Origin of the sequence: Gemmobacter caeni, assembly GCF_003054195.1 — a bacterium.
Taxonomy (GTDB): domain Bacteria; phylum Pseudomonadota; class Alphaproteobacteria; order Rhodobacterales; family Rhodobacteraceae; genus Gemmobacter; species Gemmobacter caeni.
Map to the genome: position 1 here is coordinate 22,366 of NZ_QBKP01000015.1, position 20,361 is coordinate 42,726.

General features: G+C 64.0%; 20 protein-coding genes. 11 read left to right on the forward strand and 9 right to left on the reverse strand.

The window, feature by feature from the left end:
* The first annotated feature begins 75 nt into the window (after window positions 1-75).
* From C8N34_RS19095 to C8N34_RS19115, 5 genes are all read left to right on the forward strand, one after another.
* The gene (locus C8N34_RS19095) at window positions 76-1,662 is read left to right on the forward strand and encodes an ABC transporter substrate-binding protein (RefSeq protein ID WP_108130119.1); all 1,587 of its coding nucleotides are present in this window, start codon (window positions 76-78) and stop codon (window positions 1,660-1,662) included.
* A gap of 3 nt (window positions 1,663-1,665) precedes the next feature.
* On the forward strand, window positions 1,666-2,625 hold the full coding sequence (locus C8N34_RS19100) for an ABC transporter permease (protein ID WP_054302650.1): 960 nt from the start codon (window positions 1,666-1,668) through the stop codon (window positions 2,623-2,625).
* Entirely contained in the window at window positions 2,622-3,440 is an 819-nt protein-coding gene (locus C8N34_RS19105) for an ABC transporter permease (RefSeq protein ID WP_054302651.1), read from the forward strand. The genes C8N34_RS19100 and C8N34_RS19105 overlap by 4 nt, the downstream gene beginning before the upstream one ends.
* A complete protein-coding gene (locus C8N34_RS19110) occupies window positions 3,433-5,070 on the forward strand; it encodes an ABC transporter ATP-binding protein (protein WP_108130120.1) in 1,638 nt (545 codons plus the stop codon). The genes C8N34_RS19105 and C8N34_RS19110 overlap by 8 nt, the downstream gene beginning before the upstream one ends.
* 106 nt (window positions 5,071-5,176) lie before the next feature.
* Window positions 5,177-6,007, forward strand: coding sequence for an alkaline phosphatase family protein (locus C8N34_RS19115; protein ID WP_108130121.1), 831 nt, complete (start codon window positions 5,177-5,179; stop codon window positions 6,005-6,007).
* Here the strand turns inward: C8N34_RS19115 and C8N34_RS19120 are convergent.
* A complete protein-coding gene (locus C8N34_RS19120; RefSeq protein WP_108130122.1) occupies window positions 6,004-6,912 on the reverse strand; it encodes an alpha/beta hydrolase in 909 nt (302 codons plus the stop codon). The genes C8N34_RS19115 and C8N34_RS19120 overlap by 4 nt on opposite strands.
* A 161-nt stretch (window positions 6,913-7,073) precedes the next feature.
* Between C8N34_RS19120 and C8N34_RS19125 the strand changes: the two genes are divergently transcribed.
* The 5 genes from C8N34_RS19125 (at window position 7,074) to C8N34_RS19145 (ending at window position 11,262) form a co-directional block, all read left to right on the forward strand.
* Window positions 7,074-7,514: a hypothetical protein gene (locus C8N34_RS19125; protein WP_054302654.1), complete on the forward strand. Its 441-nt coding sequence runs from the start codon at window positions 7,074-7,076 to the stop codon at window positions 7,512-7,514.
* Window positions 7,515-7,725: 211 nt separating this feature from the next.
* The gene (gene ccrA, locus C8N34_RS19130) at window positions 7,726-9,018 is read left to right on the forward strand and encodes a crotonyl-CoA carboxylase/reductase (protein ID WP_054302655.1); all 1,293 of its coding nucleotides are present in this window, start codon (window positions 7,726-7,728) and stop codon (window positions 9,016-9,018) included.
* Between the two features lie 159 nt (window positions 9,019-9,177).
* Window positions 9,178-9,366, forward strand: a complete 189-nt coding sequence (locus tag C8N34_RS19135; RefSeq protein WP_108130123.1) for a hypothetical protein — start codon at window positions 9,178-9,180, stop codon at window positions 9,364-9,366.
* A gap of 43 nt (window positions 9,367-9,409) precedes the next feature.
* A complete protein-coding gene (locus C8N34_RS19140; protein WP_054302687.1) occupies window positions 9,410-10,936 on the forward strand; it encodes an ATP-dependent DNA helicase in 1,527 nt (508 codons plus the stop codon).
* An 89-nt stretch (window positions 10,937-11,025) separates the two neighbouring features.
* Entirely contained in the window at window positions 11,026-11,262 is a 237-nt protein-coding gene (locus C8N34_RS19145) for an Lrp/AsnC family transcriptional regulator (RefSeq protein WP_054302657.1), read from the forward strand.
* A gap of 54 nt (window positions 11,263-11,316) precedes the next feature.
* Here the strand turns inward: C8N34_RS19145 and C8N34_RS19150 are convergent, their stop codons facing one another.
* The 8 genes from C8N34_RS19150 to C8N34_RS19185 form a co-directional block, all read right to left on the reverse strand.
* Window positions 11,317-11,718 (reverse strand): Na+/H+ antiporter subunit G, encoded by a 402-nt coding sequence (locus C8N34_RS19150; protein ID WP_054302658.1) that lies wholly within the window; start codon window positions 11,716-11,718, stop codon window positions 11,317-11,319.
* Window positions 11,719-11,729: 11 nt separating this feature from the next.
* Entirely contained in the window at window positions 11,730-11,999 is a 270-nt protein-coding gene (locus tag C8N34_RS19155) for a K+/H+ antiporter subunit F (protein ID WP_054302659.1), read from the reverse strand.
* Complete coding sequence (locus C8N34_RS19160) at window positions 11,996-12,487, reverse strand: Na+/H+ antiporter subunit E (protein ID WP_054302660.1); 492 nt, start codon at window positions 12,485-12,487, stop codon at window positions 11,996-11,998. Before C8N34_RS19160 ends, C8N34_RS19155 begins: the two co-directional genes overlap by 4 nt.
* A 1-nt stretch (window position 12,488) precedes the next feature.
* A complete protein-coding gene (locus tag C8N34_RS19165) occupies window positions 12,489-13,994 on the reverse strand; it encodes a monovalent cation/H+ antiporter subunit D (protein ID WP_108130124.1) in 1,506 nt (501 codons plus the stop codon).
* Window positions 13,994-14,326 (reverse strand): Na+/H+ antiporter subunit C, encoded by a 333-nt coding sequence (locus C8N34_RS19170; protein WP_054302662.1) that lies wholly within the window; start codon window positions 14,324-14,326, stop codon window positions 13,994-13,996. The genes C8N34_RS19165 and C8N34_RS19170 overlap by 1 nt, the downstream gene beginning before the upstream one ends.
* A gap of 1 nt (window position 14,327) precedes the next feature.
* A complete protein-coding gene (locus tag C8N34_RS19175; protein WP_108130125.1) occupies window positions 14,328-17,180 on the reverse strand; it encodes a monovalent cation/H+ antiporter subunit A in 2,853 nt (950 codons plus the stop codon).
* 172 nt (window positions 17,181-17,352) lie between these two features.
* On the reverse strand, window positions 17,353-18,579 hold the full coding sequence (locus tag C8N34_RS19180) for an ROK family transcriptional regulator (protein ID WP_054302664.1): 1,227 nt from the start codon (window positions 18,577-18,579) through the stop codon (window positions 17,353-17,355).
* 59 nt (window positions 18,580-18,638) lie between these two features.
* Complete coding sequence (locus C8N34_RS19185) at window positions 18,639-19,094, reverse strand: RbsD/FucU family protein (protein WP_054302665.1); 456 nt, start codon at window positions 19,092-19,094, stop codon at window positions 18,639-18,641.
* Window positions 19,095-19,320: 226 nt separating this feature from the next.
* On the opposite strand from C8N34_RS19185, the gene C8N34_RS19190 reads away from it, so the two are divergent.
* Window positions 19,321-20,343, forward strand: a complete 1,023-nt coding sequence (locus C8N34_RS19190; protein WP_108130126.1) for a sugar ABC transporter substrate-binding protein — start codon at window positions 19,321-19,323, stop codon at window positions 20,341-20,343.
* Window positions 20,344-20,361: the final 18 nt, after the last annotated feature.

Here is a 20,361-nt window from a genome sequence, read left to right on the forward strand (position 1 = left end):
CAGAAAACAATTTACGCCGGGCCGCCTTGTGCATCATGCTCGGGAAAACACAACAAGACTGTCAGGGAGTCCTACATGAAAGACGATCTCGCCAAGCTGATCGAGCTTATCGATAACGGCGGGCTGAACCGCCGTGCCTTCCTCGGGCGCACCGCGGCCTTCGGCTTGACCGCCGCGCTTGGCACCTCGCTGCTGCCCGGCGCGGCGCGTGCGGACGAGCCCAAGAAGGGCGGCGTCCTGAAACTGGGTCTGGGCGGCGGTGAAAGCACCGATGCGATTGATCCGGGCCTGGCTGACGGGCCGGTTGCCTTCAACGTGAACCGTCAGTGGGGGGACACGATCGTCAATGTCGCGCCGGATATGACGATTGAACCGAGTCTGGCCGAAGCCTTTGAAAGCAACGAGGATTCGACGGTCTGGACCTTCCGGATCCGCAAGGGTGTGAAGTTCCACGACGGCAGCGAGATGACGCCGGAGGATGTGGCGGCCACCTTTAGGCGCCATTCCGACCAGAACGCCAAATCCGGCGCCTATGGCATCATGCAGGGCATTTCCGACATCAAGGTCGACGGTGACAATGTCGTGCTGACCATGGCCTCGGGCAATGCCGACCTTCCCTATCTGCTGGCCGATTATCACCTTGTGGTGCAGCCCGGCGGTGGTGTGGAAGACCCGAACAAAGGCATTGGCACCGGCCCCTACAAGATTGCCTCGGCCGAACCCGGTGTCCGCTATGTCTTTGAAAAGAATGCGGATGACTGGGATGCGAGCCGCGGTCACTATGACAGCATCGAATTCCTCATCATTAACGACACCACTGCCCGCACGGCTGCGCTGCAATCGGGGCAGGTGCATATGATCAACCGGGTCGATCCCAAGGTGGCGAAGCTTCTGTCGCGGGCGCCGGGGGTGGTGGTCACCAATGCCTCGGGCCGTGGGCATTATGTGTTCATCATGCACTGCAACACCGCGCCCTTCGACAACAACGACCTGCGTCTGGCGCTGAAATACGCGATCAACCGGCAGGAGATGGTCGACAAGATCCTTGACGGCTACGGTTCGGTCGGCAACGACATCCCGATCAACAAATCCTATCCGCTGTTTGATGAAAGCCTGCCGCAGCGCGAGTTTTCCATCGAGAAGGCGGCAGAGCACTACAAGGCTTCCGGCCATGACGGCAGCCCGATCGAACTGATCGTGGCCGACGGCGCCTTCCCCGGTGCGGTGGATGCAGCGGCGCTGTTCCAGGCGACGGCGAAACAGGCTGGCATTCCGCTGGAAATCAAGCGTGTGCCGGATGACGGCTACTGGTCGGATGTGTGGAACGTCAAACCCTTCTGCGCAAGCTATTGGGGCGGTCGCCCGGTGCAGGATCAGATGTATTCCACGGCTTACCTCTCGACCGCTGACTGGAACGACACCAAGTTCTTCAACAAGGAGTTCGACGAACTGGTGCTGGCAGGCCGCGCCGAAACCGACCCGGAAAAGCGCAAGGAAATCTACAGCAAATGCGCCCATATCCTGTGGGAGCAGGGCGGCGTGATTTGCCCGATGTTCAACGATTTCGTCGACGCGCACAGCGAAACGGTTGCCGGCTGGATCGAGGATTCCAACCTCGAACTGATGAACGGCTTCGCCACCGCCAAGACCTGGTTCGCGTAACCGATGGTCCATCCGGTGATCAAACTGGTTGCCCAGCGCATTGCGCTGGGCCTCCTGCTGCTGCTTGCAGCTTCGGTGCTGATTTTCGTGGGTACACAGATCCTGCCCGGTGACGTGGCGCAGTCGATCCTCGGCCAGTCCGCCACGCCCGAGACGCTGGCCAACCTGCGTCAGGAACTGGGGCTGAACGAACCGGCGCTGACGCGCTATTTTTCGTGGCTCGGCGGGGTGTTGCACGGCGATCTTGGCAATGCGCTGACCAATGGCCAGCCCATCGCGCCCGCGCTTGGCAAACGTCTGCTGAACACGCTGTTCCTGGCCGCCTGCGCCGCTGTCATCGCGGTGCCCTTGGCCATCATTCTGGGTCTGGTGTCGGTACGCTATCGCAACCGCTGGCCCGACAAGCTGATCTCGGCAGTGACGCTCGCCACCATTTCGGTGCCGGAGTTCCTGCTGGGCTATATCGTGATCTTCTTCCTTGCGGTGCAATACCGGCTGCTGCCTTCGCTTTCGACGGTCTATGACGGCATGGGCTTTGGCGACCGGCTTTACGCCATTGGTCTGCCGGTCATCGTTCTGGTGCTGGCGGTGCTGGGCCACATGATGCGGATGACCCGCGCCGCCATCCTGAACGTGATGCAATCGGCCTATATCGAGACGGCAGAGCTGAAGGGCCTGCGTCCCTTCGCCATCATCGCGCGCCATGCCTTCCCCAATGCCATCGCGCCGGTGGTCAACGTGGTGATGATCAACCTTGCCTATCTGGTGGTGGGTGTCGTGGTGGTCGAGGTGGTCTTCGTCTATCCCGGTATGGGGCAATATCTGGTCGATCACGTTTCCAAGCGTGATGTGCCGGTCGTGCAGGCCTGCGGGCTTGTCTTCGCCGGGGTCTATATCGGGCTGAACCTGATTGCCGACCTCGTTTCCATTCTTGCAAATCCGCGACTGAGGCACCCGAAATGACGCGACTGCCCCTGGCCGCGCTGATCGGCCTCGTCTTCACCGGCGCCTACTTCGCCGCCGCACTGCTCGCCCCCTGGATTGCCCCTTACGGCATGGCCGAAATCGTCGGCGACAGTTGGGAGCCTTCGTCCAGCCAGTTCTGGCTGGGCACAGATTCCATCGGGCGCGATCTCTTGTCCCGCATGATCTGGGGCGGGCGCACCACGATCTTCATCGCCACCTGTGCGACGCTGCTGTCCTTCGGCATGGGCTCGATCCTTGGCTTCTTCGCGGCGGTCAAGGGCGGCTGGGTCGATCAGGTGCTGTCGCGTCTGGTCGATCTGATGATGTCCATCCCCTCGCTGATTTCGGCGCTGGTGGTGCTGTCGGTCATGCCGGTCACCATCCCGGTGCTGATCCTCGTCATGGGGATTCTCGACAGCACGCGGGTGTTCCGTCTGGCCCGCGCCGTGGCGGTGGACATCGCCGTGATGGATTACGTCGAGGCCGCGCGCCTGCGGGGCGAGAAACAGGGCTGGATCATCTTCCGCGAGATCCTGCCCAATGCGCTGTCGCCGCTGGTCGCCGAAATGGGTCTGCGCTTCATCTTTGCCGTGCTGTTCATCTCCACCCTCTCGTTCCTCGGGCTTGGCGTGCAACCGCCGATGGCGGATTGGGGCGGCATCGTGAAGGAAAACAAGGAGGGCATCGTCTACGGTATCCCCGCCGCGCTGATCCCGGCCTTCGCCATCGCGACGCTGGCGATTTCGGTGAACCTCGTGGCCGACTGGGTGCTCAACCGCACCTCCAGCCTGAAAGGAGGCCGCGGTGCCTGAGACGCTTCTTGACGTGCGCGGCCTCGTGATCGAGGCGACGAGCTATCCGCCGGGCGAGCCGCCGAAGGATGTGACGCTGGTGCATGGCGTGTCCTTCACGCTGGAAAAGGGCAAGGTGCTGGGCCTGATCGGCGAAAGCGGCGCCGGCAAATCCACCATCGGGCTGTCGTCGATGGCCTATGGCCGGGGCGGCGTCCGCATCACGGGGGGTGAGGTCTGGCTGAACGGTCGCGACATCCTCAAGGGCGGCGCTGGCGGCTTGCGCTCGCTCCGCGGCAAAGAGGTGACTTATGTCGCCCAATCCGCCGCAGCCGCCTTCAACCCGGCGAAGCCGCTGATGGAACAGGTGATCGAGACGACGCTGGCGCGCGGTATGATGGGCCGGGCCGAGGCCGAGGCCCGCGCGGTCGATCTGTTCCGCCAGCTTGGCCTGCCCAACCCCGAAACCATCGGCAAGCGCTTCCCGCACCAGGTGTCCGGCGGACAGTTGCAGCGGGTGATGACGGCGATGGCGTTGTGTCCGAAGCCGGATCTGGTGATCTTCGACGAACCGACCACGGCGCTGGACGTCACGACCCAGATCGACGTGCTGGCGGCGATCAAGCGGGCGATCCATGAAACTGGGGTCGGCGCGCTTTACATCACCCATGACCTTGCAGTGGTGGCGCAGGTCTCCGATCACATCATGGTGCTGCGCCACGGCAAGACCGTCGAATACGGCACCTGCCAGCAGATCATCGAGGCCCCGCAAGAGGACTATACCCGCGCGCTGGTCTCGGTCCGTTCCATCGACCATGCCGAGAAGAACCCCGATGTCGCGCCGGTGCTCAGCGTCCAGAACGTCACTGCGCGCTACAAGGGCACGCATTTCGATGTGCTGAAGAACGTGACAGTCGATCTGCCGCCGGGGCAGACGCTGGCCATTGTCGGCGAAAGCGGCTCCGGTAAGTCGACTCTGGCGCGGGTGATCACCGGGCTTCTGCCCGCTGCGCAGGGGCGCATCACCTTTGGTGGGCGCGATCTGTCGCCCGATCTGGCGGGCCGCTCGCGCAATGATCTGCGCGAATTGCAGATGATTTACCAGATGGCCGATGTGGCGATGAACCCGCGCCAGACGGTGGAAACCATCATCGGCCGCCCGCTGGAGTTCTATTTCGGCCTGCGTGGGGCCGAGAAACGCAAGCGCGTGCAGGAACTTCTGGACCAGATCGAGATGGGCAAGGGCTTTGCCGACCGCTACCCGGCCGAGCTATCCGGTGGCCAGAAACAGCGCGTCTGCATCGCCCGCGCGCTGGCTGCAAAGCCGAAGCTGATCATCTGCGACGAGGTGACTTCGGCGCTCGACCCGCTGGTGGCCGATGGCATTCTGAAACTCCTGCTGGAGCTTCAGGCGCAGGAGGGCGTCGCTTACCTGTTCATCACCCATGACCTTGCGACCGTTCGCGCCATCGCCGACCGTATCGCGGTGATGTTCAAGGGCAAGGTGCAACGCTACGGGCCGAAATCCGACGTGCTGGCACCGCCTTTCGATGATTACACCGACCTCCTGCTGTCTTCGGTGCCGGAAATGAAGCTCGGCTGGCTGGAACAGGTGCTCGACCATCGCAAGATGGAAGGCGCAGGCAACTGAACAGACGGGGCAGGGCGTGGCCTTGCCCATTCATCCTGGCCCAAATATCCCCGCCGGAGGCATCCGTCCGCACCATAGGGCGGCCCCGCCGGGTTGGAGCGACCTGATGCCCAAGCTGCTTCTCATCCTCATCGACGGTGTGCCCTATGCCAACTGGCGCAGGCTGTTCGGCAATCTGGAAGGCTGGGTCGCGCAAGGTGATGCGCGGGTGTGGAAGATGCGCTCGGTCCTGCCGTCGACCTCGGCCACCTGTTATGCCTCGATCCACACCGGCCTGCCGCCGCAAATCACCCGCGTCTGGGGGAACGAGGCGGTTCGGCGGCTCGACCATCCCGACATCTTTTCCGAATCGCATCGCGCCGGGCTGAAAACCGGGGCCGTGGCGCACAGCTTCTGGTCGGAATTCTTCAACCGCGCGCCCTTCGATGCCGTGCGCGATGTGGAATATGATGAACCCGATGGCCCGATCAGCCATGGCCGCTTCCACACGATGTATGGCTACAACCTGATCAACCAGACCACGCCCGCCGACCACGATCTTTTCGCCACGCTGACCCGGCTGTGTGAACGCCATGGCATCGACTACGGCATGCTGCACACCTGCACGCTTGACAGCATGGGCCATCGCTTCGGCCATGCCTGCCACGAGATGGACCACGCCTGTTATGCGCTGGATGCGCAGCTTGCGCCCTTCCTGCAACGCTGGCTGGATGCGGGGTATGAGGTCATCGTGACTGCCGATCACGGGCAGGACATGCGGGGCCATCACGGTGGCGCGGCGGATGAACAGCGCGACTTCGCGCTTTATTATTTCGGCACGGCCGAAGGGCCTGCACCGGATGTGCTGCTGGATCAGCTTTCGCTGGCGCCGACGATCCTGAGCCGACTGGGGGTTCCGGTGCCGGACAGCATGACCGGGCCGGTCTTCCTGCGTTAAGCCAGCGCTTTGAGACGTCCCAGAATCCGGTCGAAAGCCGCGCGGGCACGCGGCACACTATGGCGTGCGCGCAGCCAGCCATGCACCAGCCCTTCATCCAGCAGGGCCTCGGCTTGACCACCTGCGGCGCGCACCTTCGCGGCATAGGTGAACGGGTCGTCGGCCAGCGGGTCGCATTCGGCGGCGAAGGCAACCACCGGCGGCAGGCCGCTGAAATCGGTATCGCGCAGGGCCGAGGCGGTTGGGTCGGATTCCGGCGCGGGGCCGCCGTGTCGGATCTTTTCGTAATATTCCGTATCCGCCAGCGTCAGCATCGGAGCCTCCGCATGGGTCTGGTAGCTGCCCGTCGTCCGGTCGCCGCCAAGGCCCGGATAGATCAGCAGCATCCCGTTCAGAGCCAGTTCCCCGCGCAGAGCGTGTGCGACGGAGGCCGCCAGTGCGCCCCCGGCCGAATCACCCGCCAGGATCAGCGCCCCGCCATAATCCGCGGCCGTCGCCCGCGTGGCGGCGATGCAATCGTCAAAGGCCGCCGGATGTACATGTTCCGGGCTCAGCCGGTAATCGGCGCTGACCACGCGGAAGCCGGTCACCGCCGCCATTTCCGCGCAAACGTCATCATGGCTGTCGAGACCGCCAACGACGAACCCGCCACCGTGGAAATACATCATGGTCTGTTGCGCGCCTTTCGGCGTGTAGATCCGGCAGGGCACACCGCCCATGGAGTGGTCTTCGACCCCCAGCCCCTCGGGGCGGGGCTGGCGAAAGGCGGCGCACATCCGGTCATAGACCTCGCGCTGGCCTGCGATGGTCAGGCCAACCGAATCCGGCGGATACCAGCGCTCGGTTTCCCGGATGAAGGCCCAGGTGGGGCCGTCGATAAGCTTCTGGTAATCGCTCTGTGACATGATGATTCCCTGCCCCCTTGATCAAGGGCATCAAAGCAGAGCGACTGCGGCCCCGCCAGAGGTGCCCCGCAGCGGGGAGGACAGAACATCCTTTCCCCTCAAATCCGCCATATTCCACCTGTAGCAACAGGAGGACCGCAGCTCAGCCCGTGAGGACCGCCATGCAGATGTTCCGACCGATGGAAGAAGATGCCGCCCTTGTCGGGTGGGGGGTCCGTGTGTTGTTGCTGGCAGATCCGATGTCAAACCGCACCGAAGAGATCATGCGCCGCGTGGCGGGGTTCGGCGGTCTGGTGGAGGAACAGCACGAACTGTTTGCCGCAATGTCGGCGCTGCTGGACGATCCTGCCGGATACGGCATGCTGATGATGGATTGCGATGTCTTCGGCGGGCTGGAGGCGGGGCGGCGGGCCTTGTCGCTGCTGCGGGGCAGCGGTCTGCGTATTCCGGCGATCCTGCTGTCTTCCGAGGTCAAGGGCGGGCAGACCTTCCCCGAAGACCGGATGGAGCCGATCCTGCTGCGCGCGCCGGTTTCGGCGGTATCGCTTCGGGTTGGTTTTGAACATGCGCTGCGCGAAAGGCTGGTGTGGCGCGCGGCCTGAGCCCTGTGCAGACCCGACATACCAAGCGCGCCTTCGGGCGCGCTTTTGCTTTGTGGCCCATGTCACAGCTTATGCGATAACGCTGCGACGCGGCGGACATAAAATTACAACATGTACTTTATTGTTGTTGCAAAGTTGCGTGACGAATGTATTTCTGTGCCCAGACCCGCGCCGATTCTGCGGCGCGGCATCATTCTGGCAGGAGGCCCCGATGGCACTGGATACGCAATCCGCGATCGCCGCTTATGACGCGCCGAAAAAAGATCTGTATGAGATTGGTGAAATGCCGCCGCTCGGCCATGTGCCGAAAAATATGTATGCTTGGGCTATCCGCCGCGAGCGTCACGGCGAGCCCGAGCAGGCGATGCAGCTTGAGGTCGTGCCGACCTGGGAACTGGACAGCCACGAAGTGCTGGTTCTGGTGATGGCAGCCGGGGTGAACTACAACGGCGTCTGGGCCGGTCTCGGCGTGCCGATCTCGCCCTTCGACGGCCACAAGCAGCCCTATCACATCGCCGGTTCCGATGCCTCGGGTATCGTCTGGGCGGTGGGCGACCGTGTGACCCGCTGGAAAGTGGGTGATGAGGTGGTGATCCACTGCAATCAGGATGATGGCGACGACGAGGAATGCAACGGCGGCGACCCGATGTTCTCGCCCACCCAGCGGATCTGGGGCTACGAGACGCATGACGGTTCCTTCGCGCAGTTCACCCGCGTGCAGGCGCAGCAGCTTATGCCGCGTCCGAAGCACCTGACCTGGGAAGAATCGGCCTGCTACACGCTGACCCTCGCCACCGCTTACCGGATGCTGTTCGGCCATCACCCGCACGAGCTGAAACCCGGCCAGAACGTGCTGGTCTGGGGCGCCTCGGGCGGTCTGGGGTCTTACGCGATCCAGCTGGCCAATGCGGCGGGCGCTAATGCGATCGGCGTCATCTCGGATGAGGACAAGCGCGATTTCGTCATGGGCCTTGGCGCCAAAGGCGTGATCAACCGCAAGGATTTCAAATGCTGGGGGCAGCTGCCCACGGTGAACAGCCCCGAATATAACGAATGGCTGAAAGAGGCCCGGAAGTTCGGCAAGGCGATCTGGGATATCACCGGCAAGGGTGTGAGCGTCGACATGGTGTTCGAACATCCGGGCGAAAGCACCTTCCCGGTGTCGACGCTGGTGGTGAAGAAGGGCGGCATGGTGGTGATCTGCGCCGGCACCTCGGGTTTCAACTGCACCTTCGACGTGCGCTACATGTGGATGCACCAGAAGCGCCTGCAAGGCAGCCACTTCGCCCATCTGAAACAGGCCGCCGCCGCCAACCGTCTGATGTGCGAACGCCGTCTGGACCCCTGCATGTCCGAGGTCTTCCCCTGGGCCGAGATCCCCAAGGCGCACACGCTGATGCTGCGCAACCAGCACAAGCCGGGCAACATGGCCGTGCTAGTGCAGGCGCCGCGTACCGGCCTGCGCACCTTCGAGGACACGCTGGAAGCCAGCCGCGACCGCTGAGCCCTCTGCCGATACACGACGCAAACGCCGCCCCACCGGGCGGCGTTTCGCTTTGGAAAATCGGCAGATGGTGACAATCTGTTGACCACTCCGGCGATAGTGTCACGTTGAGTTGCGGGACTGTGCGCGATTCATTGACGATTACGGGACGGGGGCTTCATGCGCGACGAGTGGATTTTTGATGTCCTGACAGATCTGCATAACTTCGCGCTGACCAATGGCCTGCCTGCCTTTGCGGCACAGATCCATACGGCGCTGCGCGTGGCCGAGGCCGAGATTTCAGCGATGACCGACGGCGGCGCGGATCTGCGGGGACAGGGGCCAGCCTCTGGCGGGCGGCCGAACTGAGGCCCTCTCGCCATTGCGGCGCGGCTGGTCTATGGTCCGCCGCATGACGAACCCAGCCTTGCCGTTTTCCGAAGATCAGGCCGAAGCCTGGGACCGTGTGGCCGAACGCCTGCGTGGCATGGGCATTGATCTGGCGGAGGGTGTGCTGTCACCGCCGGTCGAGGGCAAGAACACCGTTCTGGCGGTGATCGGCAAGGCCGGTTCGGGCAAGACCATGCTGCTGGCCAGTCTTTACAAGGCCTTGCAGGCTGCCGGTGTCGATATCGTCTCGGGCGATTACGAGGGCAAGAAGCGCAAGGACCGCCGCACGCTGGCGATTCTGGCGCCGACCAACAAGGCTGCTTCGGTGCTGCGCATGCGGGGCGTTCCGGCGACCACGATCCACCGCATCCTCTACACCCCGGTCTATGATCCGCAGTACGAACTGATCGCCGAATGGTTGGCCGGGAATGCAAAGCGCCCCGAAGTCGAGGGGCTGACCGAGCAGGCACTCGACCGGGCGAAGGCGTTCTACGATCAGGTCGCCTCGATCCCGGGTGCGCTGGCGGCGGCCGGGTTGCGCGGGTCCGATTTCATCAAGGGCTGGAAGCGACGGGAAGAGCCGCTGGACGTGGGCTTCATCGACGAAAGCTCGATGCTGGACGACCGGCAGTTCGATGACCTGCGCGAGATCTTCCCCTCGCTGGTGCTGTTCGGCGATCCGGCGCAGCTGGCCCCGGTGGGGCAAAGCGGCCAGATGGTGTTCGATACGCTGGGCGAGCACGCGAAGCTGATGCTCAGCCGCATTCACCGGCAGGCAGAGGGTAACCCGATCCTCGATCTGGCACATGCGTTGGCCGACCCCGATCTGCGGTTCGAGGAGTTCGAGCGCATGGTCGAAAAGGCCGCCCGCAGCGATGACCGTGTGGTCTGGGCGGAGCGTGTGGACAGCGAGATGATGGCGCGCAGCCCGGTGCTGGTCTGGCGCAACGCGACACGCATCCGGCTGATCAACGCTTTCCGCGCCGTGCATGGCGCACCAGAGGACGAACTGCTGCCGGGTGAACCCCTGATCTGCGACGGGATCGAACTGCCGCTGAAACACCGCAAGAAACGCATTGATCTGGAGGCGCGCGGGCTGATCAAGGGGGCGCAGGTGATCTACCTTGGTCCCGGCACGCGGCAAGGCTTTGCCCGTCTGCATGTGATTGGCGCCGAGGAGCCGCAGCTTTCCGCCGCTTCGATCATCAAGATCGAAAAGCCGGACGAGGAAGAACCCTTCATCCCGCAGGCCGCCACCATGGGCGCGACCTTTCTGCATGGGGCGGCCGTGACCATCCACAAGGCGCAGGGCTCGCAATGGCCCGAGGTGCAGGTCTTTGCCCCCGACCTTTGGGCGGCGGCACAGGCCGGGCGCACCGAGGCGGGGATTCCGCTGTGGAAACGGCTGGCCTATGTGGCGATCACCCGCGCCGAGAAACGCCTGCACTGGGTGGTGCGCAACCGGCTTGGACGCCCGCAGGCTCCGCTCGGAATCGACGACCTGCGCGGCCAGACGGCCGCGCCGCTCAGCCTCCGCCCGGAGGGCTGAGCGCAAATTTCCTGAGGAAGAAATTTGCAAAAGTCTTGCAAGACTTTTGCCCGTGCCCCGCGCTAGTCTCGCGCTGAAAGGAGCCTCCCATGACCTGTGTTTTCGTCCAGTTCCGTTGCACCCCCGGCCAGACCTACAGCGTCGCCACCGCCATCTACGACCGCGAGGTGGTGAGCGAGCTTTATTCGACCTCGGGGGAATATGACCTGATCGCAAAGGTTTACATCCCCGAGGGCGAGGATGTGGGCCATTATCTGTCAGAACGGCTGTTCGACATTCCGGGCATCGTCCGCACGCTGACCACGATGACGTTCAAGGCGTTCTGAGGAAGGGCTTTCCGCGGGCAGGGAGCCACCACGGGCGGCCCGCCCGTTCCGCGTTCAGGACGGCCGCCCCGGCTGGCCGGGCGGGGTCATCTCGGGCTGCACCGGCTCTTCGCTCATGTCCAGCGTTGCCCAGTCACGGTCAGTGCCGGTGGGCGGCAGATCGCCGGATTTCAGCTTCTCGGCCATATGGGCCTTGGCGATGAAATTCGCTGTAATCGGCGCGGTGAGAAACAGGAATAACGTGATCAGAAGCTCGTGCCAGCTCACTTCATTACGCCAGACGATCGCATGCAGCATCGAGGCGATCAGCGCGCCGCCAACCCCCAGGGTAGAGGCTTTGGTCGGCGCATGAAGCCGGGTCATCAGGTCTGGCAGCTTGATCAGCCCATAGCTGCCGACCAGCGCGAAGACGCCCGAAATGACCAGAAGGGCCGCGACAAGGATTTCCGCAAACATCTGTCAGCCCCTCATTCGATGATGTCGCCGCGCAGGATGAACTTCGCATAGGCGACGGAAGAGACGAAGCCCGTCATCGCGAACAGCATCGCAGCTTCAAAGTAAGTGCCGGTACCGATGGCGATCCCGTAAATCACGATCAGCGCGATCATGTTCACGACCATTGTATCCAGTGCCAGCACGCGGTCGGGGATCGAGGGCGCGAAGATCACGCGCCACAGGCAGATCAGCACACCGATCCCATAGCAGGCGAAAGCGAAGGTGAGGGCGGCTGCGATCATTCGAAAATCCTCATCAACCGGGTCTCGTAACGAGATTTGATATCGTCGCGGATGGCATCGGCATCGGTGGCATCCAGACAATGCACCAGCAGCGACCGGCCATCCGCCGACATGTCGGCGGTGACGGTGCCGGGCGTCATCGTGATGGTCCCGGCCAGAACCGTAATCGCCTCGGGCGTGCGCAGGTCCAGCGGCACGGTAACCCACAGCGGATGGATCTGCGACTTCGGCTTGAACAGGACGATCAGCGCGACCGTGATGTTGGATTTTACGATGTCATACAGCACGATCAGCACGAATTCGGCGGCGGCGAGCCAGTTCTTCACCACCGGCCGGTCGGGCCAGAACGGCGCTGTCAGCCACGGGATGCAGATAGCCAGAATGGTGGCAAAGACCAGGCTGCCCCATTTGAAATCATTGACCAGCAGCAGCCATGTCAGGATCAGCAGCGCGGACAGGCCGGGATGTGGCAGGATCTTGCGCAGCATATCACTCCCCTCCCAGTTTATTGGCGGCGATATAGGCATCCGGCGTGTGCAGCATCAGCGCGGTCTCCTCCAGCCAGGCGGTCGCGGGACCGGCGGCAACGGTCCAGAGCGCCAGTGCTGCCAAGAGCCCGCCGGTTGCCACGAAAGCAAGCGGCTGCGCCGGATGGGCAGGCAGATCACCGGGGGTGGCCTGCGACTTCCAGAACAGGGTGGAGCCGGTGCGGCTCAGGCCGAGGATGACGAGGAAAGAACTGACAAGGATCGCGCCCCAGACCAGCGCCATATCCGGGCCACGGGTCGCATCAAGGATCAGCAGCTTGCCAAGGAAGCCCGAAAGCGGGGGCATCCCGGCGGTCGCAATCGCCGAAGCCATGAAGAACGAGGCGATGAGGCCGTTCTGGGGCAGGGGGGGCAACGCCTCAGTCAGTGAGCCGGTGCCGCGGCGGCTGACCACCAGATCCGCGATGAGGAACAGCGCGCCGCCCGCCAGCGTCGAATGCACGGCATAGTAAAGTGCCGCGGCCGTTGCCTCGGGGGTGAACTGCGCCACGGCAGTGAACAGTGTCCCCATCGAGGTGATGGCGGCAAAAGCAGCGACCCGGCCCAGATTGCGCGCGCCCATCACGCCGAAAGCGCCGACGAACAGGGTGATCAGGGCGGCTGGCAGCAACAGGTCGGCGAACAGCAGGCCGGTTGCGGGCAGGTCTTCAGGGAAGAACAGGGTATAGCAGCGGATCACCGCATAGGCGCCCACCTTGGTCATCACCGCAAACAGCGCGGCGACCGGGCCGGGCGCCTCGGCATAGGTGGCGGGCAGCCAGAAGTGCAATGGCACCAGCGCGCCCTTGATGGCGAAGACCATCAGCAGCATCACCCCGGCAGCGCGCATCAGGGCGAAATCCCCTTCCGGCAGATCGGGCAGCTTCACCGCAAGGTCGGCCATGTTCAGCGTGCCGGTCACCGAATAGATCGTGGCAAGGGCAAACAGGAACAGGGTGGAACCGAGCAGGTTATAGGCCACATATTGCACCCCGGCCTTCAGACGGTCACGCCCGCCGCCATGGATCATCAGCCCGTAGCTGGCGATCAGCAGCACCTCGAAGAAGACGAACAGGTTGAAGGCGTCGCCGGTCAGAAAAGCGCCGCAGACGCCCATCAGCTGAAACTGCCAGAGGGCGTGAAAGTGGCGCCCCTTCCGATCCCATCCGGTGCCGATGGCATAAAGCTGCACCGCAAGCGCGAGGAACGCCGTCAGCGCCACCATCAGCGCGGACAGCCGGTCCAGCACCAGAACGATGCCGAAGGGCGCGGGCCAGTCGCCGAGGAAATAGACTTCGGGGCCGTTCACCGTGGCGTCATGCAGCAGCATGACTGACACGGCCAGCAGGGCGAGCGTTGCAGCGGTGGAAAACACCCGCGCCAGATCCAGCGTGGTGCGCAGCACCAGCAGGGTGAAGGCGCCCATGATGGCGGGCAGGACAACCGGAACGATGATCCAGTGGTTCATCACTTGTCATCCTCCGCGAGGTCGATGCGGTCGTCGCCGGATTCGAGGAAAGCCCCCAGCGCCATCATCACGATCACCGCGGTCATGCCGAAGGAGATCACGATAGCGGTCAGCACCAGCGCCTGCGGCAGCGGATCGGTGTAGCCCGCGGCAGTTTTCGACAGGATCGGCGGCAGGCCGGTCACGATGCGGCCCGAGGCAAAGATGAAGGCGTTGCAGGCATAGGACAGCAACGCCAGACCGACGATGACCGGAAAGCTGCGCAAGCGCAGGATCAGATAAATGCCCACGGCGGTCATCAGGCCCACGGCAGAGGCGACAAGGATTTCCATGTTACTTCGCCTCCTGTGCCGGTGCGGGAACTTCATCTTCGGGGTGCACGTCATAGGCTTCGACGTTGACCGTTTGTCCCGCGCGGATGGCGATGCGCGACAGCGAGGACAGCGCCAGCATCACCGCGCCCAGAACGGTCAGGAACACGCCAAGGTCAAACAGCGCGGCGGTGGCCAGTTCGAACTCCTCCAGCCCCGGCAGCTTGAAATAGCCAAAGGCCGAAGTCATGAAGGGCGCGCCCGCGAACCATGAGCCGATGCCGGTGGCGGCGGCGATCAGGACGCCCGCGCCGATCAGCCCGTGATAGTCGATCTTCTGCCGCGCGGCCGTCCAGCCAAAGCCGGAAGCCATGTACTGCATGACCAGCGCGATGGCGACCACAAGGCCCGCGACGAAGCCGCCGCCGGGCACGTTATGGCCCCGCAGGAAGATGTAGATGCCCACCATCAGCGCGATGGGCAGCATCATCCGGGTCGCGACCACCATCATCAGCGGGTGGCGGTCACCGGCGTCCGGTGTGTCGCTGACCCAGTTCAGCAGGCGGGTGTTGGCGGGGCCGGGGCGCAGCAGCGCTTCGGTCAGCGCGTAGATCAGCGTCGCGGCGATGCCGAGTACCGTGATCTCGCCAAATGTATCGTAGCCCCGGAAGTCCACGAGGATCACGTTCACCACATTGGTGCCGCCGCCGCCGGTCTTGGAATTGGCAAGGTGGAAATCGGCAATGGTGGGGAAGGCGAAATCGCGCGTCATCAGCGCATAGATCAGCCCGCCAACTGCAAGGCCGCCTGCGCCTGCCAGCACTGCGTCGCGCAGTTTGCGGCCGGTCGGGCTTTCCGACGGTGTGTATTTCGGCAGGAAGTTCAGCGCCAGCAGCAGCAGGATCACCGTTGCCACCTCGACCGAGATCTGGGTCAACGCCAGATCGGGCGCTGAAAGATAGGCGAAGCCCACGCTGACCACGAGGCCGATCACCCCCACCAGAACCAGCGTCAGAAGGCGCTGCCGGTGCAGGGTGGCCACGGCAATGGTGGCAGCCATCAGTGCCAGCCAGCCGATGGCGGCCACCGGCTCGATCACCGTCAGAGGCCGCGATCCGGGGGTATGGCTGCCGCTGAAGAAGGCATAGGCGCCGACCGCCACGATGGTGGCCGTGGCCGCGCCGAGATAGCCGCCCATCCGCCCGGTGTGCAGCGCGCGGGTCAGTGCACCGGCCAGACGGGCCAGCGGCTCGATGATGGCGTCGAAAATGCGCTTGGCCTCAGGGCGCGGGATGGCGAGCCAGATGCGGTCCATCGCGGCATGCAGGCCCAGGAGCATCAGACCTCCGCCGATGGCCGCCAGCGACATCCACAGCGCCGGGCTTTGCAGCCCGTGCCAGTGCTTGATATGGGCGTTGACGCCCTCGCCGGTGACGGCGCCTGCCGCCGCATCGACCAGCCAGCCCGCAAAGGTCATCGGCATCAGACCGATCAGCACCACCAGAACCGCCAGCAGGGCAGGGGCCGCCCACATGCCGAAGCCGGGGTCATGCGGCTTGTGCGGATAATCGTCGCGCACCGGGCCAAGGAAAGTATGGGCGATCAGCCGGAAGGAATAGGCGACCGAGAACAGCGCCCCGATCACCGCCAGCGCCGGGATGACCCAGGGGGCGGTATGGGCGGCTTCCTCCAGCATCATCTCCTTGGACAGGAAGCCGTTGAAGGGCGGAATGCCCGCCATCGACAGGCCCGCCACCGTGGCAATGGTGAAAGTGACCGGCATCAGGTGCCGCAGCCCGCCCAGCCGCTTGATGTCGCGGGTATGGGTCTCGTGATCGACGATCCCGGCGGACATAAACAACGCCGCCTTGAAAGTGGCGTGGTTGATGATGTGGAACACCGCGACCGTCGCCGCTGCCTTGGTGCCAAAGCCCAGCAGCATGGTGATCAGGCCAAGGTGCGAGACGGTCGAAAACGCCAGCAGCGCCTTGAGATCATCCTTGAAGAAGGCGATCTTGGCCGCCATCACCATGGTGAACAGCCCGGCCGAGGTCACGATCCAGAACCACTCCGGCGTGCCCGCCAGCACCGGCCACATGCGCGCCATCAGGAAGATGCCCGCCTTCACCATGGTCGCCGAATGCAGATAGGCCGAAACCGGGGTGGGGGCAGCCATCGCATGTGGCAGCCAGAAATGGAACGGGAACTGCGCCGATTTGGTAAAGGCGCCCAGCAGGATCAGGATCAGCGCCGGCAGATACCAGTCGCTTGCCTGAATCTCGGCCTTGTGTTGCAGGATCACCGTCAGGTCATAGCTGCCGACGATATTGCCAAGGATCAGCATGCCCGCAATCATCGCAAGCCCGCCGCCGCCGGTCACCGTAAGCGCCATGCGCGCGCCCTGACGACCCTCGGGCAGGTGCTTCCAGTAGCCGATCAGCAGGAAGGACGACAGCGAGGTCAGTTCCCAGAACACCAGGAGAAGCAGGATGTTATCGGACAGGACAATCCCTACCATGGCGCCCTGAAACAGCATCAGATAGGTATAAAACTGCCCCATGGGATCGCGCGGTGACAGGTAGAAGCGCGCGTAAAGGATGATCAGCAACCCTATGCCCAGGATCAGCCCGGCGAACAGCAGGCCCAGCCCGTCAAGGAAGAAGGTCGCGTTCAGCCCCAGCGCGGGCAGCCAGTCGATCCGTGTCTGGATCGTCTCGCCTCGCAAGACGGCGGGGATGTGCAAGAGCAGCCCCACAAGGGCAAGAAGGGTCACAGATCCGGTGGTGGCGGCGCAGGCATTTCGCCCCGCACGGATCAGGAGACCTGGGAGGAGCGCGCCGAGAAATGGCAGCGCAGCGATCAAGGCAAGTGACATACCGGGGGCGTTCCGTCTTTGGCCGTTCTCGGGCGTCGTGTCTGGTCGGGCTGGCTTTGGCCCTATATGGGCCAAATACAGGGTGGAGCAAGCATTTCCGGGCCGGAAATCGCCCCTGCGACCACGATTTTTGCAGAAATGCACAACCGGCGGCCGCCGGGGCCGGGATCGCCTAGCCCTCGGTCAATACCGCACCCTGTTCGAGCAAATAGCGCTGTGCAAGGGGAATCGCGGCCGCACCCAAGGCGCGGGCCTCTGGGCCGATGGTGCCTTCGCGGATCTGCGGCGGGTCGATGCCTTGCAGATCCATGCGATGAAGTGACGCATGGGTGCGCCGGGTGATTTCGGCCCGGATTTCGGCGGGCATCCAGCCGTCGATCAGGACTGCCCCCAGTTCCAGCAGCGCCGAGGCGCTGATGATGGCCGCCGCCAGCCCCTCGGCAGCCTCGGTCATCCAGTCGTCCAGAATGGTGGGGCTTACATGCCAGGGCGCCGGGTTCTCCCACAGATGCGACGAGTCCTCGCCCGCGGCATCCATGGCGGCGGCGAGGCTCGACAGCGAGGCGATGGTCAGGAGCCGCCGCATGCGCCCGTCGCGGCCCGGCACCAGCATCGGCCCCACGCCTGCGGCATTGCCGCTGCGCCCGGTGAAAAGCTGGCCATTGATGACCAGCCCGCCGCCGATGAAATAGCCGAAGTAGAAATACAGAAAGTCATTCGGCTTTTCGCCGGTTCCGAAAACCAGTTCGGCCCCGCAGGCGGCTGTGGCATCGTTCTGCACGGTGACCGAAAGGCCCGTCACCGCCGCCAGTTCGGCGGCGATGTCGGTGCTGCGCCAGGCATCCATCGCGGCCTGTGGGGCACCGATGAACTGCACCCAGCTCCACAGCTGGAAGGGCATGGCGACGCCCATTCCGGCAACACGGTCACGCAGGGTTTCAGGCAGGGTGGCGCAGAGTGCGGGCACCGCCTCGGCCGCGAAGGCCAGCACCTGATCGGGGGTCGGATAGCGATAGACCCGTCGCCGGGTGGCGCGCACCTTGCCGGTGAAATCCACAAGGCTCAGATCGGCCGACCGCCGCCCGAGTTTCAGCCCCAGGAAAAAGGCACCGTCGGCCGCAAGTGACATCGGCACCGAAGGCTGACCGATCTTGCCGCGCACCGGCTCGCCGCGTGCGAGCAGGCCGTCCTGCTCCAGCGCCCGCATGATTACCGACACGGTTTGTGCCGACAGGCCGGTAATGCGGGCGATATCGGTTTTTGCAAGGGCGCCGTGCTGGCGCAGCAGGCTGAGGACAAGACGTTCGTTGTGGGCGCGCATGCCTGACTGGTTGGAGCCGCGTGCGCCCGCCGTGCCCATGATCGCGCCGCCCGGCGCCTCGGGGCTTTGCCGATCCATCGCTGTGGTCACTTGCGGCACGTCGGCCTCCTCCCGATCCCTTGTGCCTTGCAGGAAGGTCAGCGGCGCGGGCTGACGGGTCTGTCCTGCGGGCCGATGACACCCTTACGCAATATGACATTGCCGTATAGCTCCGGCTCGCCGGTGGCAATGATCGCATGTGCGGCGCGGATGCGCGGATAAAGCGCCGCTCCTTCCAGCGGCGCTACGGCATGATCCGGGGCAAGATCGGCGCAGGTGGCGTCGATCCGGTGATGGATGTCGCCTGCCTGTGCCGGATCGTTGTTCAGCGCGGCGCGCAGGATCGGGGCGGGCACATCGCGGTCCAGCGGCAGCACCGCGAGGATGGCCGACAGGACCGCGATCATCCCGTGCCCGTCTGCCCGGATCAGCCGCTGCGCATGGCTCAGAGCGGGGTAGTTCGCATCGACCAGCGCGATCTCGTCGCCATGCCCCATGGCGCGCAGGGTAAAGAGCATTTCGGGCCCAAGCAGGGCAGGCAGGCCGATCAGCATGGAATTTCACCTCTTTGGGCGCGCACTGCCCGAGTCATGGGCAGCTTGTGTCTGTCCCCGCCAGAGTGGGGGCAGAGCGACGCAGCTGTCAATATTAAATCAGACTGATTTATTTATCTTGACCCAAGACCGGGAATCAGGCTTTCTGTGTCCAACGCAGCGAGTGAGAGGCGCTGTGTTCGCTTCGGCCATCGGGTGAAAACCCGTTCCCTTGGGAGGAATAGACATGAAATTCAAGACCAAAGCCCTTGCGGGCGCTGCTGCGCTTGCCCTGATGTCGGCGGCTCCGGCCATGGCCGTGGGTGTATCGGCCTGCCTGATCACCAAGACCGACACCAACCCCTTCTTCGTGAAGATGAAGGAAGGCGCCGAAGCGAAGGCCGCCGAACTGGGCGTGACGCTGAAGTCCTATGCCGGCAAGATCGACGGCGACCATGAAAGCCAGGTCGCGGCTATCGAGGCCTGTGTGGCCGATGGTGCCAAGGGCATCCTGCTGACCGCCTCGGACACCAAGGCTATCGTCGATGCCGTGAAAGCCGCGCGCGACGCCGGTGTTCTGGTCATCGCGCTGGACACGCCGCTTGATCCGATTGACGCCGCCGATGCCACCTTCGCGACCGACAACTTCCGCGCCGGCCTGCTGATCGGCGAATGGGCCAAGGCCACGCTGGGCGACAAGGCCGCCGAAGCCAAGATCGCGCTGCTGGACCTGTCCATTGCACAACCCTCGGTCGACGTGCTGCGCGATCAGGGCTTCCTGCAAGGTTTCGGCGTCGATCTCGCCGATCCGAACAAATGGGGTGACGAGACCGACGCCCGTATCATCGGCAACGAAGTCACCTCGGGCAACGAGGAGGGCGGCCTGAAAGCCATGGAAGCCCTTCTGACCAAAGACCCCGACATCAATGTCGTCTACACGATCAACGAACCCTCTGCTGCCGGGGCCTATGAGGCGCTCAAGGCCGTGGGACGTGAAAAGGATGTGCTGATCGTTTCGGTGGACGGCGGCTGTCCGGGCGTTGCAAACGTCAAAGACGGCGTGATCGGGGCCACCTCGCAGCAATATCCGCTGCTGATGGCTTCGTTGGGGATCGAGGCGATTGCCAAATATGCTGCCGACGGCACCAAGCCCGCGCCGACTGAAGGCAAGGACTTCTTCGATACCGGCGTGGCGCTTGTGACCGACAAGCCGGTCGCAGGGGTCGAGTCGATCGACACCACCAAGGGCACGGAACTGTGCTGGGGCTGAAGGCCCGGCATTGATCCA

Excerpts from the sequence above, each read along its gene's own strand:
- C8N34_RS19180 (WP_054302664.1), bottom strand. The coding sequence starts at position 18,579 with ATGGATCGGCAAAGCCCCGAGGCGCCGGGCGGCGCGATCATGGGCACG.
- C8N34_RS19105 (WP_054302651.1), top strand. The coding sequence starts at position 2,622 with ATGACGCGACTGCCCCTGGCCGCGCTGATCGGCCTCGTCTTCACCGGC.
- C8N34_RS19150 (WP_054302658.1), bottom strand. The coding sequence starts at position 11,718 with ATGTTTGCGGAAATCCTTGTCGCGGCCCTTCTGGTCATTTCGGGCGTC.
- C8N34_RS19140 (WP_054302687.1), top strand. The coding sequence starts at position 9,410 with ATGACGAACCCAGCCTTGCCGTTTTCCGAAGATCAGGCCGAAGCCTGG.
- C8N34_RS19175 (WP_108130125.1), bottom strand. The coding sequence starts at position 17,180 with ATGTCACTTGCCTTGATCGCTGCGCTGCCATTTCTCGGCGCGCTCCTC.
- C8N34_RS19145 (WP_054302657.1), top strand. The coding sequence starts at position 11,026 with ATGACCTGTGTTTTCGTCCAGTTCCGTTGCACCCCCGGCCAGACCTAC.
- C8N34_RS19100 (WP_054302650.1), top strand. The coding sequence starts at position 1,666 with ATGGTCCATCCGGTGATCAAACTGGTTGCCCAGCGCATTGCGCTGGGC.
- C8N34_RS19135 (WP_108130123.1), top strand. The coding sequence starts at position 9,178 with ATGCGCGACGAGTGGATTTTTGATGTCCTGACAGATCTGCATAACTTC.
- C8N34_RS19125 (WP_054302654.1), top strand. The coding sequence starts at position 7,074 with ATGCAGATGTTCCGACCGATGGAAGAAGATGCCGCCCTTGTCGGGTGG.
- C8N34_RS19165 (WP_108130124.1), bottom strand. The coding sequence starts at position 13,994 with ATGAACCACTGGATCATCGTTCCGGTTGTCCTGCCCGCCATCATGGGC.
- C8N34_RS19120 (WP_108130122.1), bottom strand. The coding sequence starts at position 6,912 with ATGTCACAGAGCGATTACCAGAAGCTTATCGACGGCCCCACCTGGGCC.
- C8N34_RS19185 (WP_054302665.1), bottom strand. The coding sequence starts at position 19,094 with ATGCTGATCGGCCTGCCTGCCCTGCTTGGGCCCGAAATGCTCTTTACC.
- C8N34_RS19190 (WP_108130126.1), top strand. The coding sequence starts at position 19,321 with ATGAAATTCAAGACCAAAGCCCTTGCGGGCGCTGCTGCGCTTGCCCTG.
- C8N34_RS19155 (WP_054302659.1), bottom strand. The coding sequence starts at position 11,999 with ATGATCGCAGCCGCCCTCACCTTCGCTTTCGCCTGCTATGGGATCGGT.
- ccrA (WP_054302655.1), top strand. The coding sequence starts at position 7,726 with ATGGCACTGGATACGCAATCCGCGATCGCCGCTTATGACGCGCCGAAA.
- C8N34_RS19160 (WP_054302660.1), bottom strand. The coding sequence starts at position 12,487 with ATGCTGCGCAAGATCCTGCCACATCCCGGCCTGTCCGCGCTGCTGATC.
- C8N34_RS19095 (WP_108130119.1), top strand. The coding sequence starts at position 76 with ATGAAAGACGATCTCGCCAAGCTGATCGAGCTTATCGATAACGGCGGG.
- C8N34_RS19170 (WP_054302662.1), bottom strand. The coding sequence starts at position 14,326 with ATGGAAATCCTTGTCGCCTCTGCCGTGGGCCTGATGACCGCCGTGGGC.
- C8N34_RS19115 (WP_108130121.1), top strand. The coding sequence starts at position 5,177 with ATGCCCAAGCTGCTTCTCATCCTCATCGACGGTGTGCCCTATGCCAAC.